The organism is Dyadobacter sp. CY345, from assembly GCF_021502725.1.
In the GTDB taxonomy this organism is placed as follows: domain Bacteria; phylum Bacteroidota; class Bacteroidia; order Cytophagales; family Spirosomataceae; genus Dyadobacter.
Genome location: NZ_JAKFFS010000002.1, coordinates 286,474 through 301,482 on the forward strand (window position 1 = coordinate 286,474; position 15,009 = coordinate 301,482).

12 protein-coding genes are annotated in these 15,009 nt (G+C 41.1%); 9 read left to right on the plus strand and 3 right to left on the minus strand.

Going from position 1 to position 15,009, the window contains the following annotated elements:
* Window positions 1-165 precede the first annotated feature (165 nt).
* Window positions 166-1,092 (plus strand): hydroxypyruvate isomerase family protein, encoded by a 927-nt coding sequence (locus L0657_RS10880; RefSeq protein ID WP_235150709.1) that lies wholly within the window; start codon window positions 166-168, stop codon window positions 1,090-1,092.
* Between the two features lie 156 nt (window positions 1,093-1,248).
* On the opposite strand, the gene L0657_RS10885 is transcribed toward L0657_RS10880, so the two are convergent.
* Window positions 1,249-1,560: an isoamylase early set domain-containing protein gene (locus L0657_RS10885; RefSeq protein ID WP_235150711.1), complete on the minus strand. Its 312-nt coding sequence runs from the start codon at window positions 1,558-1,560 to the stop codon at window positions 1,249-1,251.
* Window positions 1,561-2,005: 445 nt separating this feature from the next.
* Between L0657_RS10885 and L0657_RS10890 the strand changes: the two genes are divergently transcribed.
* Window positions 2,006-2,878 carry an alpha/beta fold hydrolase gene (locus L0657_RS10890; RefSeq protein WP_235150712.1) on the plus strand — a complete coding sequence of 291 codons (873 nt, stop codon included), beginning with the start codon at window positions 2,006-2,008 and terminating at the stop codon, window positions 2,876-2,878.
* A gap of 117 nt (window positions 2,879-2,995) precedes the next feature.
* Here L0657_RS10890 and L0657_RS10895 read toward each other — a convergent pair whose 3' ends face one another.
* Window positions 2,996-3,967 (minus strand): aldo/keto reductase, encoded by a 972-nt coding sequence (locus tag L0657_RS10895; protein WP_235150718.1) that lies wholly within the window; start codon window positions 3,965-3,967, stop codon window positions 2,996-2,998.
* Between the two features lie 155 nt (window positions 3,968-4,122).
* Between L0657_RS10895 and L0657_RS10900 the strand changes: the two genes are divergently transcribed.
* From L0657_RS10900 to L0657_RS10920, 5 genes are all read left to right on the plus strand, one after another.
* Complete coding sequence (locus L0657_RS10900) at window positions 4,123-4,869, plus strand: M23 family metallopeptidase (protein ID WP_235150720.1); 747 nt, start codon at window positions 4,123-4,125, stop codon at window positions 4,867-4,869.
* A 108-nt stretch (window positions 4,870-4,977) separates the two neighbouring features.
* Window positions 4,978-6,264 carry an aminotransferase class V-fold PLP-dependent enzyme gene (locus L0657_RS10905; protein WP_235150727.1) on the plus strand — a complete coding sequence of 429 codons (1,287 nt, stop codon included), beginning with the start codon at window positions 4,978-4,980 and terminating at the stop codon, window positions 6,262-6,264.
* A gap of 218 nt (window positions 6,265-6,482) precedes the next feature.
* Window positions 6,483-7,094 carry a hypothetical protein gene (locus tag L0657_RS10910; RefSeq protein ID WP_235150735.1) on the plus strand — a complete coding sequence of 204 codons (612 nt, stop codon included), beginning with the start codon at window positions 6,483-6,485 and terminating at the stop codon, window positions 7,092-7,094.
* Between the two features lie 48 nt (window positions 7,095-7,142).
* Window positions 7,143-8,315, plus strand: coding sequence for a glutathionylspermidine synthase family protein (locus tag L0657_RS10915; RefSeq protein WP_235150748.1), 1,173 nt, complete (start codon window positions 7,143-7,145; stop codon window positions 8,313-8,315).
* Window positions 8,316-8,336: 21 nt separating this feature from the next.
* On the plus strand, window positions 8,337-9,920 hold the full coding sequence (locus L0657_RS10920; RefSeq protein ID WP_235150750.1) for a glycoside hydrolase: 1,584 nt from the start codon (window positions 8,337-8,339) through the stop codon (window positions 9,918-9,920).
* Between the two features lie 2 nt (window positions 9,921-9,922).
* Here L0657_RS10920 and L0657_RS10925 read toward each other — a convergent pair whose 3' ends face one another.
* Window positions 9,923-10,102 (minus strand): hypothetical protein, encoded by a 180-nt coding sequence (locus L0657_RS10925; protein ID WP_235150752.1) that lies wholly within the window; start codon window positions 10,100-10,102, stop codon window positions 9,923-9,925.
* A 147-nt stretch (window positions 10,103-10,249) separates the two neighbouring features.
* Between L0657_RS10925 and L0657_RS10930 the strand changes: the two genes are divergently transcribed.
* Window positions 10,250-10,570 (plus strand): DUF6660 family protein, encoded by a 321-nt coding sequence (locus L0657_RS10930; protein ID WP_235150754.1) that lies wholly within the window; start codon window positions 10,250-10,252, stop codon window positions 10,568-10,570.
* Between the two features lie 97 nt (window positions 10,571-10,667).
* Window positions 10,668-15,005: a CusA/CzcA family heavy metal efflux RND transporter gene (locus L0657_RS10935; protein ID WP_235150756.1), complete on the plus strand. Its 4,338-nt coding sequence runs from the start codon at window positions 10,668-10,670 to the stop codon at window positions 15,003-15,005.
* Window positions 15,006-15,009: the final 4 nt, after the last annotated feature.

A 15,009-nucleotide genomic window follows, 5' to 3' on the forward strand; every position in this document is an offset into this window, starting at 1 on the left:
GCAGAGCAGATAAGAAAGGGCAGAGACCGCAAAGAGTTATACTTAGCGTTCTTTGCCCTTTTTCTTTGCTTCTCTGCGTGAAACCTCCAATAATTGAAATTTTGACCGGTATAAAACAGTAACACTATTCTTTATTCCCTGAAACCATAACACAAAAATTAAATCATGCTCCGCAGAAACTTTGTTAAATCGTCACTTGGATTAGCTGGCGCCGCACTTGTGGCAGGAGAGGCCTGCGCTTCTTCAACTTCATCCATGGCAAAGAATAAATTCAAACTTAAATATGCTTCCCATTTCGGAATGTTCCAGAACAGTGCCGGAAAAGATGTGATTGATCAGCTGAAATTTATGGCCGACCAGGGTTTTATAGCCTTGGAAGATAACGGAATGATGGGCCGTCCTGTGGAAGAGCAAGAGAAAATTGCCAAAGAAATGACCCGTCTGGGCATGGAAATGGGTGTTTTTGTTGTAGATAAAGGTGGTAACGGAGCTAATACGCTGGCAGCCGGAAAAAAAGAATATATCGACATTTTCCTGAATGGATGTAAAAAAGCAGTGGAAACTGCGAAGCGTGTTAATGCGAAATGGATGACCGTAGTTCCAGGTGATTTCGAGCGTAAATTACCAATCGGCGTACAAACTGGTCACGTGATCGATGCACTTCGCAGAGGTGCAGAAATATTGGAGCCTCACGGATTAGTGATGGTTTTAGAGCCTTTAAGTGACACGCCTAATTTATTTCTGCGCACTTCCGATCAGACTTATGAAATTTGTCGTGGCGTGAACAGCAAATCCTGCAAAATTCTGTACGACATTTACCATATGCAGAAAAATGAAGGACGCATAATCTATAACATTGACGCAACATGGAGTGAAATCGATTATTTCCAGATAGGAGACGAGCCGGGAAGAAATGAGCCGACTACTGGTGAAATCAATTATAAAAATATATTCAAATACATTCACGACCGTAGCAAAAAGGAAAACAAGAGTTTCATTATGGGCATGGAACACGGAAATTCCCAAAAAGGAAAAGAAGGGGAAGACGCTTTGATCAAAGCCTATGTTGAAAGCGATAATTTCGCAATTTAGGGAGCTGTTAAGCAGTTAGGAAAAAAGCTTTTAGCTTAAAAAATAAAAATGGCCAGTAGATAAAGCTCTACTGGCCATTTTTTCTAACAGCTAACAGCTAACAGCTAACAGCTAACAGCTAACAGCTAACAGCTAACAGCTAACAGCTAACAGCTATTAAAGAACTACTACTGAATTTTCTTCTGCATCTACACCAGCAGACACATACTTATCAGCTTCCCAATCATTTTCCCATTTCTCATTATCCAAAAGGTAACGGAATTGATATTCTTTACCAGGAATCAGGTCAAGACTTCCTTTAAATGAACCGTCTTTTTGTTTTTTCAAAGCAACTGCTTCTTCCGGGTTCCATCCGTTAAATTCACCGACAAGTGAAACTTTTTCTGTTTTTTCAACGGCTTCAGCAGGCAAGGTAAACGTCACTTTTACAACGGGCTTGCTTTTCAAATACTGTTTTGTGATTGCCATATTATGTAGTGTTTTTTTAGTTGATGAGACAAATATACAATCAATAATTGTACAAATTGATGAATATCAGCAGAATAAATTTCGTTTGTCTTTGAATAGTTATATGAAATTATTCAAAAAACGGCTTCTGGTGCAATTTATTGAAGCATTTTGTAAAAAATCAAAATATAAATTAGTATGATTTGCTTCCATTTGTATAGATGAGAATAGTACAATATTGGTTGTAAAAGGTTTGGGATATATTTGATTTTTTTTGCCTTTATGATAATGTTGTCGTACGACACATTGGAGTATATATACGGATGTTGAGTGCTTAAACTTCCATCATTGTGATAAAGCATATTCTTAGAATTTGCGATTTTGCAAAAATTGATATTAGTGCGATGGAGATGTATTTTTTAGTTTAAATGATTGAAAATCAAATGAAGGTGTCAATTTTCTTACTATGTTTTTTTTTTCAATTAAAACTTTCTCGCAAGAAAAGTTTGTGAAAGTAAACGGCATCGATTTTAATGTTTATACAAAAGGATTTGAGAATAGGAAAAACAATGTTCCGGTATTGATCTTTGAGAATGGGATGGGAGTGGGGCTTGGTACTTGGGATTCAATAATTGATGAATTATCAAAAAAAGCTCCTGTTTTCGCATATGACAGAGCCAATGTTGAAAAATCAGGTAAAGATTATAGGTTGCCGTCCATTAGGAGAGTTTCTGAGAGCTTAAAAACCATTCTTACCAAACTGAATATTAAACCTCCATATATACTTGTTGGTCATTCAATGGGTGGATTGTACATCAGAGCATATTCCGGACTTTATCCTGGTGATGTTGCAGGCCTTGTATTCATTGATCCTGCTGATTTCACAGAAACAAAAATAAACTGGAATCAGATCTTTCAAACGATCGGCGTTCCAGAAAAGAAGATTGAAGAAATGATTTATAATCGGCTTTATGTCACTTCAAAAATAGATTCTCTACATTATGGTAGTTGGAGTGAAAGTCAAATACTTGGTGAGCTGAGGCGTACTGATTTTTTAGAAATAAATACACTTCCTTTACCACAAGTGCCCATCTACTTTTTTATGGGCGGGAAGTTTGAAGTGCCCGCGGATAGAAGAAGCAAAGATTTTGATCAGGAAGCATTTTTTATGGAAAGAACCCGTGTGAATATCGAAAGATGGAGGAAGTTTATTTACTTAACAAATAAAGGAGGTTCTTTAATTTATCTTTCACAAAGTGGCCATTTTGTCCATCGTGATGATCCAAAAGCCGTGATCAGAAATATAAAATTCTTATTAGACACCATATCGTCAAAATGAGGAAATCATTTCAAAACTAACAATTGTCGAAAACGTCTGTTTTACATGAATAATAAAAATCCCTCACAACCACAAAGCTGCAAGGGATTTAAACAAATCATATAATTCAAAAAAAACCTACTGCGACCATTCCGTTGGTTCGCGGTCCCAGCGGTGTTGTTTTAGCGTTTCTTTTAGTGAATCAGCAAGTCTCACACCGTCGCTTGTAGCAATATTGGATTTCACGTGAGCAAGTTTGCGCATACCTGGAATGGTCGTATGGACATCCGGATTTTCCAGAATAAAACGCAAAGCCAGTTCTGGCATGGTCATGTTTTCCGGAACAAACGGGCGAAGCGCTTCTGCATGGTCAACACTTGCGTTGAGATTTGCAGGAACGAAATATGTCGAGCGCCAGTCGTCTGCCGGGAACGTTGTTTCTTTGGTAAGGTTTCCGGATAAGGTTCCTTCGTCCAAAGGTACGCGGGAAATTACGCCGATATCCATTTTCTGACACAGTGGAAATAACTGGTCTTCCGGAGCCTGATCGAAAATATTGTAGATCACCTGAACTGCGTCAATCAAGCCTGTTTCCAATGTTTTCAACGCATTGTTCGGCTCCCAGCGATTGATACTTAATCCCCAGCGTTCTACTTTTCCGTCTTTTGTAAGTTTCTGAATCGCTTCTTTCCACTCGTCTTCATGCGCCCAGGCATCTTCCCAAACGTGGAATTGAAGCAGATCAATCTGCTCTACACCCAGGTTTTTCAAACTTTTCTCTGCATATTCAATAATATAATCAGCAGGAAAAACTTCTTTCAATGACGACGTTGGTTTTGAAGGCCATTGACGATTTTTCGGAGGGATTTTCGTCGCGGCGTATAACTTCTTATCCGGATTCCGGCGAATCAGATCTCCCAGAATTGTTTCGCTCACACCATCGGCATAAGCCCATGCGGTGTCAAAAAAATTACATCCGGACGCTACGGCCAGGTCAAGTGAGTCTTCAATTTCTTTTCGGTCAGAACCTGTCCAGCCTGCCAGTCCCCACATGCCATAACCTATCTCGCTGATCTGCCAGCCACTACGTCCAAAACGGCGATATTGCATCTTGTTTATGTTTAGTTGTTTTACTTTAAAGGAATTTATAGCACATTTTTAATGCTATTGAAATACATTTGCCGCAATTTATTATATTTATGAAGATGCCAGGGCTTGTAAGTAATAAAATGTCGTTTAGCAGTAGAAAATTGTTTGAGAGTATAATGAAAAGAGTAATTGGCTTATTGCTGATTGTGGGGATGGCAGGATGGAATACGCAGACCATTCCTGAAAATAGTATGCTGAATTATTCCAGTACATTCCGGCAAATTCAGGAGGATATACGGGATTGTGTGATCACCCCTGATTCGGCGGCAAGAGCCTGGCAGCAGAATATGAGAAACATAAGGGCAACTTTTCACAGTGGAGATACGTGCCGGATGGGAGACTCAACTTATTTTGTTTTTCCGATAAAAGGTTACACGCCCAGGAACTCGATTGGAGGACGGGGAATGGGTTATAGAGCTGAGGGTTTTGACCTTTTTGACATGGACGTCAGAGGTAGCCACCCGGCACAGGATCTTTTTGTTTACGACAGAAATCAGGATGCCATTGACGACAGAACCTGGAAACCCATTGAGGTACTTGCTTTTACATCGGGCATTGTTGTGGCATCGGAAAAGGATTGGAAGTACGACAGTGATTTAAGAGGCGGGAACTGGATATGGATTTATGATCCTTGCCTTGATGGGTTGTTTTATTATGCCCATAATAATGTCGTTTTCGTTGAACCGGGACAATGGGTGAACGCGGGCGACAAAATTTCTGAGATGGGTCGCAGTGGATATAATGCTTTCAAAAAACGTTCTCCGACTCATCTTCATCTAATGTTTTTGAAATTAAACCAGGATGCTTTGCCAGAGCCAGGTGATACATACGACTGGTTGATGAATTCCATAGTAAAACAATAGCCGGGCGCAGAGATTGGGGAAAAGATGGCTGAACAAAGAATTAGCATTAATACGATTTAATAATATTCATTTTCACTCCATTTTTACTACTTCCTAATCTCTGAAATTATGAACAACCGCCGGTCTTTCATGAAAAAAAGTGCCGCCCTTGGTATGGGCGCATTTGGGATCAACAGTCTTTTTAACGAACTGCATGCAGCTGATTTTCAGAATGCTGAAAAATTCTGGGATCCTGCCAGTGAAACCAATGACGATTATTGGGCGACAATTCAGGAGGCATATACTGCCAGTAAAAGCGATGTCATTATTTTAAATAATGGCGGCGTTTCTCCTTCTCCTCTGGTTGTTCAGGAGGCACTTGAAAAATATAACCGTCAGGCAGCACAAGGACCGTCTTACTATATGTGGCGGATTATGGACAAAGGGCGCGAACCTTTGCGTAAACGTCTGGCAACGCTGGGCGGCTGCGATCCTGAGGAAATTGCCATCAACCGAAATGCTACCGAAGCTTTGAATACAGTCATTTTTGGTCTGCCATTGCAGAAGGGCGACGAGGTGATCGGAATGAAATTTGACTATCCGAATATGATGAACGCATGGCGTCAACGGCAGCTTCGGGATGGGATTGTTTATAAGCAGTTGTCTTTCGATTTTCCCATAGAAAATGACGACCAGATTGTTAAGGCTTATGCAGACGCGATAACGCCGCAAACGAAAATCATCCATGTGACGCATGTTGTCAACTGGGTTGGGCAGATTATGCCGGTTCAAAAAATCAGCCAGATGGCCCACAAGAAAGGCGTTGAAGTTATCGTGGACGGTGCGCATTCTTTTGGATTACTCGATTTTAAAATTTCCGATCTTGAATGTGATTATTTTGGCACAAGTCTCCACAAGTTTCTGAGCGCTCCGGTTGGAAGTGGTATGATGTGGATCAAGAAGGATAAAATTGCTAAAATCTGGCCACTGGTTTGCAATCATGAGCCTACCAGTGCTGACATTCGTAAGTTTGAAACCCTGGGAACGCGAAGTTTCTGTATTGAACAGGCGATCGGCGAAGCAATTAATTTTCAGGAAGGAATTGGTACAAAACGCAAGCAGGAACGGATTCACTATCTTAAAAAATACTGGGCAGAAAAAGCGCAGCAAATTCCGGGAGTGAAAATTCATACTTCGCTGAAACCCGAATATTCCTGTGCGATTGCAGGTGTCAGTGTTGACGGCTTAAAACCGGGAGAACTTGACAGTAAATTCTTTACCCAATTTAAAATCCATACTACGCCGATAAGTTATGAAGGTGTGAATTGTGTGCGGGTTACGCCCCACGTTTACACTAAAATCAGCGATTTAGATAAGTTAGTGGACGCTTTGGAGAAAATCTCGAAGAAGGCCTGAATTTTATATTGAAGTAAAGTGAAATACAGCATGGTACTTTGGTGCTTTTGCTGTATTTTTTTGTTATAAAGAATCAGGACAAACCACTTATCCATAATATTCAGCATTTAACGATTTAAAAATTAACCTTCATAACCGTTTGACAAAATTGGTTTTAGTACTGCAAGGCAAACTGTTACATTTGGTATATCCTTTAATCGGAACAATTTAAATACATTATGACACAACAACGAAAGGGTTCTTTTATAAAACGAGCCAAAGATATTACACTAAGCAGCGCATTGACTCTGGCGATATTGTCCGGAACTTCAATGATGACCGGATGTTCTTCGAATGAGGACGAGTCGGATTACAGCTATGAGGAAACGACTTATTCCAAAGGAATCCGGTCGCATATCAAAGAGGTTAAGCCAGGTGAGTTTAAAATTACAGACGAAGAAAGTGTTGCCGCAGATAAGTCTCTGGCAATTGTTACATACCTGGACGGGCACACGGATTCATTAAGCACAGCGGCCGCCAAAGCATTGATTGATAAGGATATTCAAAATAATCAGTCTTATGTCGGTCATCACAGCGGACTTTCCAGTATGCTTTTGTATGGGGGAATGGGTTATATGCTTGGACGCAATTCAGGTTTTGGGTATATCAATAATTACCGCGATCAAAACCCTAACCGAGGGAATGTTTACAGCAGTCCGAGCACTTTCAGCAAATCACAAAGTGCAGTTCAGGATGTAAATTCGTCCCGTACGACACGGACAGTATCATCCCGTCCGGCAGGAGGAAGAAGCGGGTTTTTCGGTCGGTCATCAGGTAGAAGCGGAGGTTGATTTAAGATAGCGCCTGGTTTTCTGATGAATTTCACTTTTCAAATACTTATGATAAAATTAAAATCCCTGCCGCAAACCCCGGAAAGCGGTCTGCAAAAACTTGGCTGGAACTGGATGTTAGGAACTGATACGACGCCTTATCTGGTCAAAGATATTGTTGTCGTGGATGACGAAACGGCTACGGCTTTTTATGAAGCGGCTGCGACACTTTATGATATGTTTGTTGAAGCGGGTCAGTATGCGATTGATAATCAGTTATTTTCAGAAATAGGGATTTCTGAAAACCTTATTGAGCTTGTAAAATTATCGTGGCAGGAGGACAAGAATGTTCATCTTTACGGACGCTTCGATCTGGCTGGCGGGTTTGATGGCCAACCTGTTAAATTGATTGAATTCAACGCGGATACTGCTACTTGTCTGCCCGAAACTGCGGTGGTGCAATGGGCACACTTAAAAACAAATAACGAAGATGATTCGCAGCAATTTAATACACTTTACGAAACACTTGTAAAACAATTCCAGTATATCAAGCTCGTCAATAACGATCTGACTGCGTCAATTCTGTTTTCGACGATGCGCGGGTTTCCGGAAGATGATACCAATGTGAACATACTTTCGGAAGCAGCAAAGGAAGCAGGTTTTGATGCAGATTTTGCCTATGTTGATGAAGTAGAATTTTCTCATGAAGGGGTTTTTAAACAGGATCCGTCCGGTAATGGCGAGTTTACGCGGTTTGATTTTTGGTTTAAACTTGTTCCATGGGAATATATTGGAGGCGAAGAACCAGAGCTTGCGACAACTTTGACAGATATCATAAAGAATCGCAAAGCTGTGGTTTTAAATCCGGCTTATACTTTACTTTTTCAATCAAAATATATCCTGAAAGTTTTGTGGGATTTGTACCCATACCATCCGCTTCTGCTTCAAACAGAACGACATCCGATTACGCATAAAAAATCGGTCAGTAAAGTGTTGTTTGGAAGAGAGGGCGCCAATGTTTCAATTTTGGAAAAAGGCGGCGAAGTGCTTGAAAAAGTGGATGGTGAGTATGAAGAACAGAAAAAGATATATCAGGAATATGTAGAATTCCCTACGGATGCGGAAGGATTTTCATATCAGGCTGGTGTTTTTTTTGCAGGAGAACCATGTGGTTTAGGTTTTCGCCGAGGCGGTAAAATTCTTGACAATACCGCTCAGTTCGTTGGGCATATTGTTGAATAATTTGATTTTGACTTAACGTTTATGCAGATTTCTATAAAAGCTATTGCGCTTATTTTTTGTTCTTTTGGGATTTTTCAAAAATCTGTTGCCCAGCCAAAGAAGGAAAAACCAGTTGTTTTCACCATCGATAGTCAAAATAAAGCACAGCTAATTGAAAATTTTGGAGCGGCTGGATGCTGGTTTTCAGAAGGTATCGGGAAGTATTGGCCGGAAGAGAAAAAAGAACAAATCGCAGAATGGCTTTTTAGTAAATCTTTTGACAAAAATGGAAATCCGAAAGGGATTGGTTTGTCGGCATGGCGCTTTAATATTGGTGGCGGAACTGCGGAACAAGGCGAGAGCAGTGGTATCAAAGATTTCAGAAAACGGGTTGAAAGTTTTCAAAATCCAGATGGAACATACGACTGGAACAAACAGGCCGGTTATGTCTGGTTTGTCAAAAAAGCGAAGTCGTATGGCGTTGAAAACCTGATTGCATTTTCAAATACTCCGCCTGTTCATTTCACACAGAACGGTTATGGTTTCAAAACGGAGAAAGATTATAAATCAAATCTGAAAGCAGATAAGTACAGTGCTTATGCCGGATTTCTTGCGGATGTAATTAAACATTTCGATGCTGAAAATCTGCATTTCAATTATATAAGTCCCGTGAATGAGCCGCAATGGGATTGGTCTAACAAGCCTGGTCAGGCAAGTCAGGAAGGAACGCCCTGGAAAAATGAGGAAATTTATAAAGTTACCACTGCGCTGGATAGTGCGTTGACTTCCAAGAGACTGACATCAAAGATTATGCTGGTGGAGGCTGGTATGCTCAATTATCTCTACGCCGGCTCAGGAATGGCAAACCGTCAGATTCAAAACTTCTTTGGAAAAGACAGTAAACTTGAAGTCAGGAACTTGAAAAATATGTCTGACTTCATCGGAGGACATAGTTATTTTACAGAAAATGGTGATAGCAGTCTGGTGCAGATTCGGAAAAGTGTTGCTGATACGGCACAGAAATATAATATCAAATTCTGGCAAACGGAGTATTCAATGCTGGCAGATGGTTTTCGGGAAGGTACGAAAGGGAAACGTTCGGCAATTGATTGTGCATTATTTTTAGCCAAAGTGATCCACAATGATCTGGTTGTAGGTAATGCTTCGGCGTGGCAATTATGGAATTCCTATGAACCTGGCAGTCCGGATTTTGACACACGTTATTTTCTGATTGCTTTAAAACCGAATGAAAAACATACCGATGGTGAATATTTTAAAACGAAAGGTTTGTGGTCTTTCGGGAATTTTAGCCGTTTTATCCGTCCCGGAATGCAACGTATCCATACCGAACGAAGCGATAAACTGACAGATTTACAAGCTGCTCAGCATGTGATGTTTTCTGCTTATACGGATGATAAAGGTAAAGTAGTTGTCGTCGCAATAAATTATACGGGCGTTGAAAAGCCCGTGAAGCTTGATTTGAAAAACTCAGGGAAAGCGAGTAAGATCAAAAAATATATTACCAGCGCCGCTGAAAACGACAATCTAAAACCTTATCCTGAACAAAAAATAACTGATACGATTGTGCTGCCGGCAAGGTCTGTAACGACTATGGTTATTGATTGAAATCAAAACAAGTTATTAGGCTTTTTCAATTTTCGTTCCAACCTGACCGTTTTGATCACTCTTCCCAAAACATCCATTCTCAGTTCATATTTATAGTTTTCTCTTTCTGCGGAACCAGGCTTTCCGACATATTTGTCCTTCAGGTCATCAAGTGTGAAGAACTTATTTGTTTCGTTGTTCATACTAATTTCATTTTTTCACATGAATTTAAACAAAACTGTAAGTTAATTTCAACGTTTGGGATTCTAGCGAACAGTTTTATTTTTGCTAACGATAATTTTTGCTATGCGAGAACCAATTTCTGCCTTCATTCTTTATCTTTGCCCTTCATGAAAATATTCAAGCTCATATTGTGTTTTTACATACTGACATTGTCATGCTTTCCGTGTGGCGACGTTCGGGAGTGTAATGATGGAACAGAGCCTGAAATTTCTGCAACTTCGGAGCATAAAGATCACACGCATACCACCGAAGCCTGCACTCCTTTTTGCACATGTAGCTGCTGCTCGGCATCGACTGTTTTTCAGTATACGGCCGCCGCTGTTGATACGCCTAAAATAATTTTTGCTTCTTTAAAGTTTCCGGGTTACAAAACTCTGGACCTTTCGGAAATCTCTTTCTCGATCTGGCAGCCGCCAAAAATTGCTTAATAACATCTTATTTTTTGGTTGAAGTTTTAAGGTATTAAGCCATTTATGGCTCATTATCAAAACTTTGCCCTATTCGTTATTCGGCAATTAAATTTCCATGTTAGATAAAATTATTCATTTCAGTATACATAACAAGTTCATTATTGGCTTGTGTATGTTGGCACTCATAGGCGTTGGCAGTTATTCGCTCAGCCAGCTGCCTATTGATGCGCTGCCTGATATCACCAATAATCAGGTACAGATTATTACCACATCGCCGACACTGGCTACGCAGGAAGTCGAACAATTTATTACTTATCCGATTGAACTGGCAGTAAAATCAATCCCAAAAATCGTTGAATTACGCTCGATAAGCCGGTTTGGTTTAAGTGTTGTTACGGTCGTTTTTGAGGAAAATGCAGATATTTATTGGGCACGCGCCCAAATTTCTGAGAGGCTGAAAGAAGCTGAAAATGCAATTCCAAAAGGTCTTGGAAACCCTGAACTGGCTCCCATCAGTACCGGACTTGGCGAAATTTACCAGTACGTTGTTTTCCCTGAAAAAGGTTACGAAAAAGAGTTTTCCGCCACGGATTTAAGAACAATTCAGGACTGGATTATTCGTCCGCAGCTGATCGGTACGCCGGGCATTGCAGAAGTAAATACGCTCGGTGGTAGTCTCAAACAGTATGAAATCGCGATCGAACCCGACAAGCTGAAAGCGATGAATACGACCATTGCCGAGATTCTGGATGCTTTGGAGCTTAACAATGAAAATACTGGCGGCGCTTATATTGACAAAAAACCCTATGCCTATTTCATTCGTGGAATTGGTATGGTCAACGGTATTGATGCGATTAACAAGATTGTTGTCAAAACAAAAAATGACATTCCCATCCTTATCCGCGACGTAGCGACTGTCCAAATTGGCAGTAGTATTCGATATGGTGCCGTAACCAAAGATGGAAAAGGGGAGGAGGTCAGCGGAATGGTAATGATGCTAAAAGGTGAAAATAGCGCCGAAGTTGTTTCAAGAGTGAAAGCCAAAATGGAGCAGATCAAGAAATCCTTGCCCAAGGGTGTATCCATAGAGGCTTTTGTAGATCGTACGAAATTGGTGAATCGGGCGATCGGAACTGTTGAACGCAACCTGCTGGAAGGAGCACTGATCGTGATTTTTGTGCTGATTTTGCTCATCGGAAATCTTCGTGCCGGATTGGTCGTCGCGTCCGTCATTCCTTTGTCCTTATTATTTGCTGTGAGTATGATGCATTTATTTGGCGTCTCTGGTAACCTGATGTCACTAGGAGCAATCGATTTTGGGTTAATCGTCGATGGAGCCGTGATCATTGTTGAGTCAATAATTCACCGTTTGCAGACAAGCACCCGGGGGAAACTCACCACCGCGCAGATGGACGAGGAAGTATACGAAGCGTCCGCAAAAATCCGGAGCAGTGCCGCTTTCGGAGAAATTATTATCCTGATTGTGTACCTGCCTATCTTGGCACTGGTCGGGATTGAAGGAAAAATGTTTGGTCCCATGGCACAAACGGTATCGTTTGCCATTCTGGGCGCCTTCATTTTATCACTTACCTATATTCCGATGATGAGCGCGCTGGTTCTCAAAAAACAGACCGGTCACAAAATCAATATCAGCGATAAAATCATGAATGCGCTGCAAAATATATATCAGCCGGTTTTGATACGTGCTCTGGAAATGAAAGGAATTGTGGTTTCAATCGCTGTCGTTTTATTGCTCGTCGCGGTATTGATTTTCAATTCCTTAGGCGACGAATTTATTCCAACCCTGGACGAAGGCGATATCGCAACGCATTTAATTATCGCTTCGGGAAGCTCACTTTCACAGGAAATTGAAGCGACTACAAAAGCGGAGCAAATTCTTAAAGCCAAGTTTCCGGAAGTTAAAATGATCGTTACAAAAATCGGCAGCGCGGAGATTCCGACAGATCCGATGCCAATGGAAGCGAGCGATATAATTATTATTCTAAAAGAAAAAAGTGAATGGACTTCCGCTAAAACCAAGGAAGAATTGATGGAGAAAATGGAGGAAGCGCTGGAAACTATCCCCGGAGCTACAACAGAATTTTCCCAGCCAATTCAGATGCGTTTTAATGAATTGATGACCGGCGTTCGGAGTGATGTAGCGATCAAGATTTTTGGTGAAGATATCGACAGGCTTGTCAGCTCGGGTGACGATGTCCTGCAATTAATCCGGGGAATAGATGGCGTTACGGCTGCCAAGGCCGAACGCGTTTCAGGATTACCGCAGATCACAGTCCGGTATAACAAAGACAAATTGGCGTTATATGGGTTGAATGTTGGCGACTTGAATAAAGTGATCAGAACAGGTTTTGCCGGTGAAAAGGCTGGTGTCGTTTACGAAGGCGAAAAACGTTTTGACATGGTTGTTCGCCTCGCGCTCGATCGTCGCCAGGATATTTCCAATCTAAAAACACTTTTTGTTTCGCTGCCATCCGGAAGTCAGATTCCGCTGGAACAGGTTGCGGATATCAACTACGAACCCGGTCCGATGCAGATCAGTCGGGAGGATGGCAAACGCCGGATTGTGGTTGGCTTTAATGTAAGGAACAGAGATGTAAAAACGGTCATTGATGAAATTGAGAAAAAGCTGGATGCAAAACTGAAACTCCCGCCTGGATACTATGTGACTTATGGAGGTCAGTTTGAAAATCTTGTCAAGGCAAATCAAAGATTGGCAGTTGCTGTACCGGTGGCTCTGCTGCTGATTTTTGTGCTGTTATATTTTACATTTCGGTCAGTCAAGCAATCGCTGCTCATTTTTTCAGCAATTCCGTTTTCCGCGATTGGCGGTGTTTTTGCGCTTTGGATACGGGATATGCCGTTCAGTATTTCGGCTGGCGTTGGCTTTATTGCCTTATTCGGTGTCGCCGTTCTGAATGGCATTGTTCTTATCGGTTATTTAAATCAATTAAAATCCGAGGGTAAAACGGATTTAATGGATCGAATCTTGCTGGGTACCCGTGTGCGTCTTCGTCCGGTAATTATGACTGCGGCAGTGGCATCTCTCGGTTTTTTACCCATGGCGTTAAGCACAAGTGCAGGGGCGGAAGTTCAAAAACCGCTCGCAACGGTTGTGATCGGTGGCCTTGTCAGTGCAACGCTTCTGACGCTTATCGTGCTGCCGATTTTATATTGGTATTTTGAGAAAAGCATAAAATTGATCAAGCCAGGTATCGCGACTGCCGTTCTTTTACTGATTACGTTTTTCGCTAACGCGCAACCTGTTACTAAATTGAACTTACAGGAAGCAATTGATATAGGAATTAAAAATAATCAGCAATTATCGGCTGGCGAGCTGGAAATAAAAATGCAGTCTCAGTTAACCGGAACTGCTTTCGATATTCCCAAAACGAATATTGAGGGAATGTTTGGACAATATAATACCAAAGCCTTTGATCAGAATTATGGTATTTCGCAAACGTTTAATCCGTTCGTATATGGAGCCAGGAAGGAAGTTTTACAGAATAATCTGAAAAGCAGCCAGCTGAAATTGGAACAGACCAGGCGCGAGATTATTTACATGATCCGTCAAAACTGGAATACGGTTATTTATCTCAATAAACTGAATCAATCACTTGAAAAGCAAGGTCAATTACTTACGCAATTTGTTAAAGCAGCTTCTTTGAGATTCCAGACAGGTGAGACAAATCTTTTGGAGAAAACAACAGCCATAACCAGAGAACAGGAAATTCAACAGCGGATCAAGCAAAATGCGAGTTTGATCAACGTGGAGAAATCTAAAATCCGGGTACTGCTAAATTTGAATTCAGACTTTTCCGTGAGTGATACCGGCTTCATCCCTAAGTCAATAAACCAGCTCCTGGATAGTACCTCAATGACGCAAAATCCTGCTTTTTTGTATGCGGCGCAACAAATTGAAATTGCGAAATCAAGCAAAAATCTGGAAAAAGCGATGTTGCTGCCTGATTTTACCGCCGGATATTTTATTCAGTCGCTGACGGGAAATCAGGATATCTATGGACAGAATATCAGCTACAACGGAATGCCACGTTTTCAGGGGGTCAAGGCTGGGATTTCGATTCCTGTTTTTGCTAAAAGTCATAAATCCAGAATTCAGGCTGCAGAAACCAATATTCAGTTGCAGCAGAAAAATGTTGACTATATACATACTCAGTTGCAAAGTCAATATCAGCAGCAGCTTACCCAGCTATATACCTACCAGTCTTTGATTGATTATTACAAAATATCAGCGCTGCCGAACGCACGAACAATTTCAGTCAATGCGGAAAAGGGATATGGGAGCGGAGAAATCTCCTATGTTGAATATCTTCAGGCAAACCAAACGGCACTGGATATTGAAATAAATTATCTGCGGGCTATTGCTGATTTCAATCAGGTTTACGTCGGGATACAGTACTTATTAAATCAATAATCGG